The organism is Streptomyces sp. UNOB3_S3 (assembly GCF_020740895.1).
Lineage (GTDB): Bacteria > Actinomycetota > Actinomycetes > Streptomycetales > Streptomycetaceae > Streptomyces.
This window is the reverse complement of sequence record NZ_JAILXP010000304.1, coordinates 1-8,893: the sequence shown is the minus strand read 5'-3', so window position 1 is coordinate 8,893 and position 8,893 is coordinate 1. Positions and strand designations below refer to the sequence as shown.

Genomic DNA, 8,893 nt, shown 5'->3' with positions numbered 1-8,893 from the left:
TCCCCGACGACCCCGCCCCGGAGCCGGTCCCCGAACGGGCCGCCCGGGCCGACACGAGCGGCCCCTCCTCCGACCTGTTCCGCCAGTACCTCAGGGAGATCGGCCGGATCCCGCTGCTCTCCGCCGCCGAGGAGGTGGAGCTCGCCCGCCGGGTCGAGGCGGGTCTGTTCGCCGAGGAGAAACTCGGCAGCACCCCGGACCTCGACACCCAGCTCGCCCTCGACCTCGACCGGCTGGTCGTGCTCGGCAGGATGGCCAAACGCCGTCTCATCGAGGCGAATCTGCGCCTCGTCGTCTCCGTCGCCAAGCGCTACATCGGCCGCGGGCTGACGATGCTCGACCTCGTCCAGGAGGGAAACCTCGGACTCATCAGGGCGGTTGAGAAGTTCGACTACGCGCGCGGCTACAAGTTCTCGACGTACGCGACCTGGTGGATCCGCCAGGCGATGTCCCGGGCCCTCGCCGACCAGGCCCGCACCATCCGGGTCCCCGTCCACGTCGTCGAGCTGATCAACCGGGTGGTGCGGGTCCAGCGCCGGATGCTCCAGGAGCGCGGCTACGAGCCCACCGCCGAGGAGGTCGCCGCCACCCTCGACCTGTCCGAGGAGCGCGTCAGCGAGGTCCTCCGGCTGGCCCAGGAACCGGTGTCGCTGCACGCGCCCGTCGGCGAGGAGGACGACGTCGCCCTCGGCGACCTCATCGAGGACGGCGACGCCGCCTCGCCCGTCGAGTCCGCCGCCTTCCTGCTGCTGCGCGAACACCTGGAGGCCGTGCTCTCCACCCTCGGCGAGCGCGAGCGCAAGGTCGTCCAGCTGCGCTACGGGCTCGTCGACGGCCGGCCGCGCACCCTGGAGGAGATCGGCCGGATCTTCGGCGTCACCCGGGAGCGCATCCGCCAGATCGAGTCCAAGACCCTCAACAAGCTGCGTGACCACGCCTTCGCCGACCAGCTGCGCGGCTATCTGGACTGAGCGCGCGCTCGCGGGGCCACCGGACGGCCACCGGCCCACCGGACGGCTACTGGACGGCGTCGAAGGCCCCGGGGTGGGTCTGCTCGCGCACGGTCGCGTACTGCTGGCGCACCGCCTGCCCGACCGCCAGGTCCTCGCCCGTGACGTCGAAGGCCGCACTGGCCGCCGCGGGCCACAGCGGGGGCTGCTGCGGGGACAGCACGCCCTGCTGCGCGCCCAGCGCCCAGGCCGCCTGCTTGGCCGCGCCCAGCGCCGCGTAGTCGGCCGGCTGCGGCACGACGACCTGCGCCCCGAACAGCGACGGCGCGATCGCCTGCACGGCTGGCAGCTCGGCCGCCGCGCCCAGCAGGAACACCCGGCGCACCTCGACACCGCGCCCGCGCAGCACGTCCAGGGCGTCCGTGAGGCCGCACAGCATGCCCTCGAAGGCCGCCCGGGCCAGATGCTCGGGCTTCATGCTCTCGCGCCGCAGGCCCGCCAGCGTGCCCGCCGTGTGGGGCAGGTGCGGGGTCCGCTCGCCCTCCAGGTACGGCAGCAGCACCAGCCCGTAGGAGCCGGCCGAGGAGCGCAGCGCGAGCTCGGAGAGGCCCGGCAGGTCCGTGCCGAGCATCTCGGCGGTGCCGCGCAGGACCCGGACGGCGTTGAGGGTGTGGACGACGGGCAGGTGCATGCCGGTCGCGTCGGCGAAGGACGTGATGGTGCCGGTCCCGTCCGCGAGCGCCGAGTGGTGCACGGCGAAGACGGAGCCCGAGGCGCCCAGCGAGACCACGGCGTCGCCCGGCCCCACGCCCAGCCCGAAGGCCGCCGCCATCGTCTCGCCCGTACCGGCGGAGATCAGCAGGCCCTCGGGGGTGTGCCCGGCCGGCTCGGCGGGCCCCAGCACGTCCGGGAGCGCCGCCTGGCGGCCCAGGGCCAGCTCCACCAGATCGGGCCGCCACTCGCCCGTGGCCGCCGACCAGAAGCCCGTGCCGGAGGCGTCGCCGCGGTCGGTCACCCGCCGCATCGGGCGGCCCAGCAGCTGCCAGACCAGCCAGTCGTGGGGCTGGAGGACCGCGGCCACCCGGGCCGCGGACTCCGGCTCGTTGCGGGCCAGCCAGCGCAGCTTCGCCACGGCCTGCCCGGCCTGCGGCACCGAACCGACGGCCTCCGCCCACGCGGCCCGGCCGCCCAGGGCGTCGGTCAGCTCGGCGGCGGCGGACTGGACGCGTTTGTCGTTGCCCAGGAGGGCGGGGCGGACGAGGACGCCGCCCGCGTCCAGCGTCAGCAGCCCGTGCTGCTGCGCCGCGACACCGATGGCCTGTACACCTTCCAGCACTCCGCCGGTGGCCGCCTCGCCCAGCGAGATCAGCCACGCCTGTGGGTCACCCTCCGGAGCGGACGCCGGATGAGGCGCGTAGCCCTGCCGCAGCACGGCTCCCGACTCCGCGTCGCAGACGACGACGCTCGTGCCCTCGGAGGAACTGCCCAACCCCGCGACTATGCCCATGCCGAGATGATGCCAAACCTTTTGGCTCCGGCGGCATCCGGACGGGCCATTCGGGGGGGGCCGGTCAGGTGTTGCTCGTGCCCCAGTCGTCCTCGTCGCCCTGCCCCCGCTCGCGCAGGGAGCGGAACCGCTCCCCGACGGGGCCGGGCAGCCGGTCGCCCACCTTGTCGAAGGTCCGGGTGACAAGGGCCCGGCCGTTCACCGCGGCGGTCTCGGCGGTGTTGCGCACCGCCGGGTTCTGCGCGATGCGCCGCGCGCCCTTGCGCAGCTCCTCGTAGCGCTCGCGCCCGGCGCGCGCGCCGAGTACGTACCCCACAGCCGCGCCGGTGATGAAGGTCAGCCGGTAGCGCATCGCGCCCGTCCTTCCGTTGGGTCCGCTGAGCCCGCCGCCAGCCGCCTACCCGGCCGGGCCGAAGGTCACTCCCGGGGCCTGCGGGGATACCGATTGGCGGAGCACCCCCCTGCTTGCGCTAATGTATGTCTCGCAGCGAGCGCGCGCCGCCCGGGAGACCGGACGGAGGAGCGTTCGGGGCAAACGCGACAATCCCCTGTAGCTCAATTGGCAGAGCAGCCGACTGTTAATCGGCAGGTTACTGGTTCGAGTCCAGTCGGGGGAGCGCGATCCTCTATAGCTCAATTGGCAGAGCAGCCGACTGTTAATCGGCAGGTTACTGGTTCGAGTCCAGTTGGAGGAGCAGTGAGATCAGGACCCCTCGGGGTCCTTTTTTCATGCCGGAAACCGCCGGAACCGGGAACCGAACCGACGTGATCGAAGTCCTCATGGTCAGACCGATCACACGATACGGACCCACCGGGGCAGCAGATCGTATGAGCGGCTATGCTGCGGCAGACGGCGCGCACAGTTGTGCGCGACGCGCCGTGAACGGGGCGGTAGCTCAGCCGGTTAGAGCAGCGGACTCATAATCCGTCGGCCGTGGGTTCGAGTCCCACCCGCCCCACACGCGCGGCTCAGGTGCAGAAACGATCTCGCCTGCCGTTTCGACGCCCCGACCGGCTTTCGCCGGCCGGGGCGCGGCGTTTTTCGGGGCCTGGTGCTTCCGGGGCCTGGTGCGTGGCGTGATGTGGATCACGCGGGCCGGGTGCCCGGTCGGTGGGCCGGGGTCCGGCGGCGGGGCCAGGTGTGGTGGTGCCGGTCGATGACGTAGTGGTGGTCGTGCCGCCAGCCGTTCGCGGCGCGGCGGGCGCCGGCGAGGTGGGGGTGGCCGGCGGGCAGGTCGGTGTGGACGTGGTCGAGCCGGCCGGGGTCGTGGGCCGGCCACGCCACCGCCGCCGTCAGCGCGGCGGCCATGGCGACGACACCGAGCACCGCGGCGGTGGTGGGCAGCCCGGCGCCCGCGGCGAGCCATCCGGCGAGGGGATAGGTCAGCAGCCAGCAGCTGTGGGAGAGGGAGAACTGGGCGGCGAACGCGGCGGGCAGGTCCGCGTCGGCGGTGGAACGGCGGATCACCCGCCCGCCCGGGGTCAGGACGGCGGAGGACGCGGCCCCGATCAGCGCCCAGACCACCAGCAGCGCCGCCCAGGACCAGGTGGACGGCGGGGCGGCGGTCAGCGCGGCGCCGCCGGCCAGGACGGCGGGCAGGGCGAAGGCGGCGGTCAGCATGACGGCGCGGTCGCCGGCCTTGGTGAGCACGCGGGGCAGGGCGAGGGCGGTGGGCACGGAACCCGCTCCGAAGGCGCCGAGGGCGAGCGAGACCGCGCCCGCGGGCCGGTGGAAGTGCTCGCGGACGACGACCACGGTGTTGACGTAGACGATCGCCCCGGCGGCGGCCACGGCGAGATCGAGGGCGAGCAGGGCCCGCAGGCGGGGAGTGGCCCGGAACAGCCGTGAGCCGAACGCGGCACTGGCGTAGACGCCGCCGGTGCGCTCCACGGGGGCCGGTCTGGGCAGGACGGCGGAGAGGACCAGCGCGGCGGAGGCGAGGAAGCCGGCCGTGGTGCCCGCGAACAGCCAGTCGTAGGACACCAGGGTGAGCAGACCGGCGGCGAGCGCGGGGCTGAACAGGCTCTCCAGGTCGTAGGCGAGGCGGGACAGCGACAGGGCCCGGGTGTAGTCGCGTTCGCCGGGCAGGATTTCGGGGATCGTGGCCTGGAAGGTCGGGGTGAAGGCCGCGGAGGCCGCCTGGAGGAGGAAGACCGTCAGGTGGATCTGCCAGACCTGGGTGACGAAGGGCAGGGCGAGCGCGACCCCGGCCCGGGTCAGGTCCATCGCGGCCATCAGGGCCCGCCGGGGTATTCGCCCGGCGAACGCGCCCGCGACCGGGGCGATGACGACGTAGGCAACCATTTTGATCGCCAGAGCGGTGCCGAGCACCGCCGACGCGTCGCTCCCGGCGATGTCGTACGCCAGCAGCGACAGCGCCACCGTCGCCAGGCCCGTCCCGGTCAGAGCGACGACCTGGGCGGTGAACAGGTGGCGATAGGCGCGGTCGCGCAGTACGGACAGCATGGCCCCCGTCCCGGTCGGCGTGGGATGACCCGTCCATCGTAATCAACATGTGCGTACTCATGCACATGTTGATCAGGGGGCGGCCGGGATGGCCGGTGGGGTCGGGGGTCAGTCGTGGGGCGGCAGTGAGCCGATCTGGTGGTCGGCGACGTTCAGCGCCTCGTCCACCAGGCGCCGCAGGTGACCGTGGCGCAGCGAGTACACGACGCGGCGCCCGTCCTTGCGGGCGACGACCAGGCCGGCCAGGCGCAGCTTCGCCAGGTGCTGGCTCACCGAGGTCCGGGCCGCGCCGGTGGCCTCGGTCAGGGTCGTCACATCGGCCTCGCCCCGGCCGAGCCGCTCCATCAGGGCGAGCCGGGTGCGGTCGGAGAGCAGGGTCAGGACCGACGCGGCCACGTCCAGCCGTTCGCCGTCGCCCCGCCGGTGCGAGTGGTACGCGTCCGTCGTCTCTGTGCTCAGCCCCATCCCGGCATCGTATCCCGCCGAGTTGCGCACATGCGTACGTAAGTGGACAGATGTGCGCTTATGGTCAGGTGTTCCGGGCCGGGTGGGTGGCGTCCACGGCGGCGCGCAGGGCCTTGGCGAGGGTGGCGCCGTCGGCGGTGGCCCAGAAGTGCATGTAGAACAGGCGCGGTTGCTCGTCCAGGCTGTGGTGGTGCAGCTCGACGATGTCGATGCCGCCCTTGCGCAGGGCCCGGATGACGTCCTGGATCTCGTCGGCGGTCATCACGAAGTCACCGTTGATCGCCGCTTTCCTGCCGCCCAGGGGCTGGAAACCGATGGCGGTGGAGATGCCCAGGGCCGGGGGCAGGACGTGTTCGCCGTCGGTGACGGGTTCCCTGCGCGCCACGATGAACCTGTAGATGCCGCCGTCCGCCGTGCCCTTGCGGCCGAGCGCGGCGTCGATGGCGGCGGTGTCCAGGTCGACGGGCGGCTGGGTGGACGGCGCCGGGGCGGCGGCCGGGATGCCGGTGACGGCGAGCGCGGCCCTGACGCCCTTGGCCAGGGTGGCCGGATCGCCCATGCCGTGGATGTGCGTCCACCACACGGCCGGGGACTGCTCCAGGAGGTGCTTGTGCACGGCGGTCTGCTCGATGCCCGCCTTCTGCAGGGCGTCGGTGACCTTCGGCAGCTCCTCCTCGGTGACCACCAGGTCGCCCATCAGCATGGTGCCGTCGTGGTACTTGGCGAAGGCGGCGTAACCGCTCAGCGACAGGCCCGGCTTGATCTCCACCTCGTGGCTGGTGACCTTCAGGTCCTTGCGCGGCAGGGGCACCCGGTAGACGGTCCTGTCCATTAGCGTCCCCGGACGCTCCAGGGCGTCCGCGACCGGCTTCCAGTCCTGCTCGGTCGTCGTCGCGGGCGCGCCGGCGCCGGCGCCGTCGCCGCCATGAGCGGAATGCCGGCTGCCCGGCTGTTTCCCGGCGGCGGTGGGGGCACTGTCCTGGGCGCCGCACCCGGCCAGGGCGAAGGCGGAAGCGGCGGCGGTGAGGGCGGCCAGAGCGGCCCGGGCGGAAGACCACGTACGGACGGGCACAGCGGAACTCCTCCTCGCGAGGGGCGAACTCCCACACCCACGTCAACGTAACCGTGGTCGCGGACCCGCTCCAGCGGAAGGGAGGCTTTCGGGTGCACACACCTCCGTACGCCCCCCCGGCGGCCCTCGCGCGCGGTGTCCGCGCCGGAATAGGCCGCCTTCCCCATCTGTTGGCGTGCGTGGGCCACACTGGCCCCGGACCGGCCCCGGACCGGCCCGGACGCACGAGACAACCGGAAGCGGGTAGGCGCTCATGAGCAGCAGCACCGTGGAGCTCACCAAGGACAACTTCGACGAGGTCGTCTCCGGCAACGGATTCGTGCTCATCGACTTCTGGGCCGAGTGGTGCGGCCCGTGCCGGAACTTCGCGCCCGTCTTCGAGCGGGCGGCCGGGCGCCACCAGGACCTGGTGTTCGCGAAGGTGGACACCGAGGCGCAGCCCGAGCTCGCGGCGACCTTCGAGATCCGGTCGATCCCCACGCTGATGATCGTGCGCGACAACATCGCCGTGTACGCCCAGCCCGGCGCGCTGCCGGAGGCCGCGCTGGAGGACATCATCCGGCAGGCGCGGGACCTGGACATGGACGAGGTGCGGGCCTCGGTGGAGCAGGCCCGGGCGGAGGGGGCGGCGGCTCCCGGCAGCGATGGGTGAGCTGCTGCTGGTCCGGCACGGCGAGACGGCCTGGAGCCGGGACGGACGGCACACCAGCTGGACGGACCTCCCACTGACCGGACGCGGGGAGCGGGAGGCCGAGGCGCTGCGCCCGGCGCTGGAGGGGCGTGACATCGCCCTGGTGCTCACCAGCCCCCGGACCAGGGCCGTGCGCACGGCCGAGCTGGCGGGGCTGAAGGGCGCGGAGACCGAGCCGGACCTGCGGGAGTGGGACTACGGCGGCTACGAGGGCGTCACCACGGCCGACATCCAGCGGGACCGGCCGGGCTGGTTCCTCTTCGACGACGGGGTCGTGCCCGGCCCGCCCGGGCATCCCGGCGAGTCGCCGGAGGAGGTCGGCGCCCGCGCCGACCGGGTGCTGGCCCGGATCGCCGCCCGCCTGGCGGACGGTGTCCCCGGCGATGTCGCGCTGGTCGCGCACGCGCACTTCCTGCGGGTGCTGACGGCTCGTAGGCTCGGGCTGCCGCCGTCGGCCGGCGCGCTGTTCCGGCTGGACACCGGGACGGTCAGCCGCATCGGCACCGAGCACGGCCGCCCGGCCCTGGTGGCCTGGAACGGGCGTGTCGGAGCCTGAGGGCGGCCGCCGGGCGCAGGATGATCGGGCGGTCGTCCCGACACCGGTCGTCCTGACACCGGTCGTCCTGACACCGATATACGACCTTTACTTCATGGAGGAGACAGCGTGGCCACCAACCGCATCGCCACCACCGTCTGGAACGGTGAGCTGATCAAGGGCAATGGCGAGATCGCCTTCGAGTCGTCCGGCATCGGGACGTACCCGGTCACCTGGGCCTCCCGCGCCGAGCAGGCCAACGGGAGGACCAGCCCGGAGGAGCTGATCGCGGCCGCCCACTCCAGCTGCTTCTCCATGGCCCTCTCGCACGCCCTGACCGGCGCCGGCACCCCGCCCACCCGGCTGGAGACCAAGGCCGAGGTGACCTTCCAGCCCGGCGAGGGCATCACCGGCATCCACCTCACCACCCGCGGCGAGGTGCCCGGCCTGGACGAGGAGGGCTTCGTCGCGGCGGCCGAGGAGGCCAAGAAGAACTGCCCGGTCAGCCAGGCGCTCACCGGGACGACGATCACCCTGGCCGCCGAGCTCGCCTGAGACCCGCCGTCTACGCGAGCTTCGCGTAGACGATCAGGTTCTCCACCGGGTGGCCGTCCGCGTCGAGGTCGCCCGCGCAGGTGACCAGCCGGAGCGCCTTCTCCTGGGTCTCCCCGTAGACCTTCCGCGTGGGGAAGGCGCTCTTGGCGGCCTTCTCGGTGCCGGTGACCGTGAAGTGCAGCACCTTGCCGTCGCCGCGCTCGACGTCGATCACATCGCCTTCCTTGATCTTGTGCAGGTCGTGGAAGACGGCCTTGCCGTCGCGGGTCGCGTTATGGCCGATGATCACGGCGGCGCCCCGGGTTCCGGGCTTGGCGCTGCCCCGGTACCAGCCCGCGGTCATGCCCTTCTCCGGCGGCGGCACCTGCACGGTCTCGTCGCCGTTGCGGCCCAGCCGCATCAGCGGGCTGTCCACACCCAGGGAGGGTATGGCGACCCGGGACGGCTCCTCGGCCTGGGCCGGGCCGCCGATCGCCTTGCCGGTCCCGCCGCCCGGCGTACAGGCGCCGAGCAGCACGGCGGCCACCACCAGCAGCAGGGCCGTCAGGAAGCGGCCCGTGCGACGGGACGCGTGCCGGACCGGGGCCGCCGGGGACGACGGCCGGGACGATCCGGGGACGCCCGGCCTGGGGGAGCGGGACGGGGACGTGG

10 protein-coding genes and 3 tRNA genes are annotated in these 8,893 nt (G+C 73.2%); 7 read left to right on the top strand and 6 right to left on the bottom strand.

The window, feature by feature from the left end; all coding sequences use genetic code 11:
* On the top strand, positions 1 to 971 hold a 971-nt coding region (locus K6I33_RS26635), incomplete at its 5' end, for an RNA polymerase sigma factor (protein WP_229357074.1).
* A gap of 46 nt (positions 972 to 1,017) precedes the next feature.
* On the opposite strand, the gene K6I33_RS26630 is transcribed toward K6I33_RS26635, so the two are convergent.
* Complete coding sequence (locus tag K6I33_RS26630) at positions 1,018 to 2,457, bottom strand: FGGY family carbohydrate kinase (RefSeq protein ID WP_229357073.1); 1,440 nt, start codon at positions 2,455 to 2,457, stop codon at positions 1,018 to 1,020.
* A gap of 64 nt (positions 2,458 to 2,521) precedes the next feature.
* Positions 2,522 to 2,809, bottom strand: a complete 288-nt coding sequence (locus K6I33_RS26625; protein ID WP_229357072.1) for a YtxH domain-containing protein — start codon at positions 2,807 to 2,809, stop codon at positions 2,522 to 2,524.
* A gap of 192 nt (positions 2,810 to 3,001) precedes the next feature.
* Between K6I33_RS26625 and K6I33_RS26620 the strand changes: the two genes are divergently transcribed.
* The 3 genes from K6I33_RS26620 to K6I33_RS26610 all read left to right on the top strand — a co-directional run bounded on the left by K6I33_RS26620 (position 3,002) and on the right by K6I33_RS26610 (position 3,416).
* A tRNA-Asn gene (locus tag K6I33_RS26620) sits at positions 3,002 to 3,074 on the top strand.
* Between the two features lie 5 nt (positions 3,075 to 3,079).
* Positions 3,080 to 3,152: transfer RNA gene (locus K6I33_RS26615), tRNA-Asn, on the top strand.
* Positions 3,153 to 3,342: 190 nt separating this feature from the next.
* Positions 3,343 to 3,416, top strand: a tRNA-Ile gene (locus K6I33_RS26610).
* 128 nt (positions 3,417 to 3,544) lie between these two features.
* Here the strand turns inward: K6I33_RS26610 and K6I33_RS26605 are convergent.
* The 3 genes from K6I33_RS26605 to K6I33_RS26595 all read right to left on the bottom strand — a co-directional run bounded on the left by K6I33_RS26605 (position 3,545) and on the right by K6I33_RS26595 (position 6,461).
* Entirely contained in the window at positions 3,545 to 4,924 is a 1,380-nt protein-coding gene (locus K6I33_RS26605) for an MFS transporter (RefSeq protein WP_229357071.1), read from the bottom strand.
* 108 nt (positions 4,925 to 5,032) lie between these two features.
* On the bottom strand, positions 5,033 to 5,389 hold the full coding sequence (locus K6I33_RS26600; RefSeq protein ID WP_229357070.1) for a metalloregulator ArsR/SmtB family transcription factor: 357 nt from the start codon (positions 5,387 to 5,389) through the stop codon (positions 5,033 to 5,035).
* Positions 5,390 to 5,453: 64 nt separating this feature from the next.
* A complete protein-coding gene (locus K6I33_RS26595) occupies positions 5,454 to 6,461 on the bottom strand; it encodes a DUF1259 domain-containing protein (protein WP_229357069.1) in 1,008 nt (335 codons plus the stop codon).
* Positions 6,462 to 6,714: 253 nt separating this feature from the next.
* Between K6I33_RS26595 and trxA the strand changes: the two genes are divergently transcribed.
* The 3 genes from trxA (at position 6,715) to K6I33_RS26580 (ending at position 8,242) form a co-directional block, all read left to right on the top strand.
* Positions 6,715 to 7,113 (top strand): thioredoxin, encoded by a 399-nt coding sequence (gene trxA, locus K6I33_RS26590; RefSeq protein WP_229357068.1) that lies wholly within the window; start codon positions 6,715 to 6,717, stop codon positions 7,111 to 7,113.
* Complete coding sequence (locus K6I33_RS26585; RefSeq protein WP_229357067.1) at positions 7,106 to 7,708, top strand: histidine phosphatase family protein; 603 nt, start codon at positions 7,106 to 7,108, stop codon at positions 7,706 to 7,708. The genes trxA and K6I33_RS26585 overlap by 8 nt, the downstream gene beginning before the upstream one ends.
* 108 nt (positions 7,709 to 7,816) lie before the next feature.
* A complete protein-coding gene (locus K6I33_RS26580) occupies positions 7,817 to 8,242 on the top strand; it encodes an OsmC family protein (protein ID WP_229357066.1) in 426 nt (141 codons plus the stop codon).
* Between the two features lie 10 nt (positions 8,243 to 8,252).
* Here K6I33_RS26580 and K6I33_RS26575 read toward each other — a convergent pair whose 3' ends face one another.
* Positions 8,253 to 8,759 (bottom strand): class F sortase, encoded by a 507-nt coding sequence (locus K6I33_RS26575; protein ID WP_374285881.1) that lies wholly within the window; start codon positions 8,757 to 8,759, stop codon positions 8,253 to 8,255.
* Positions 8,760 to 8,893: the final 134 nt, after the last annotated feature.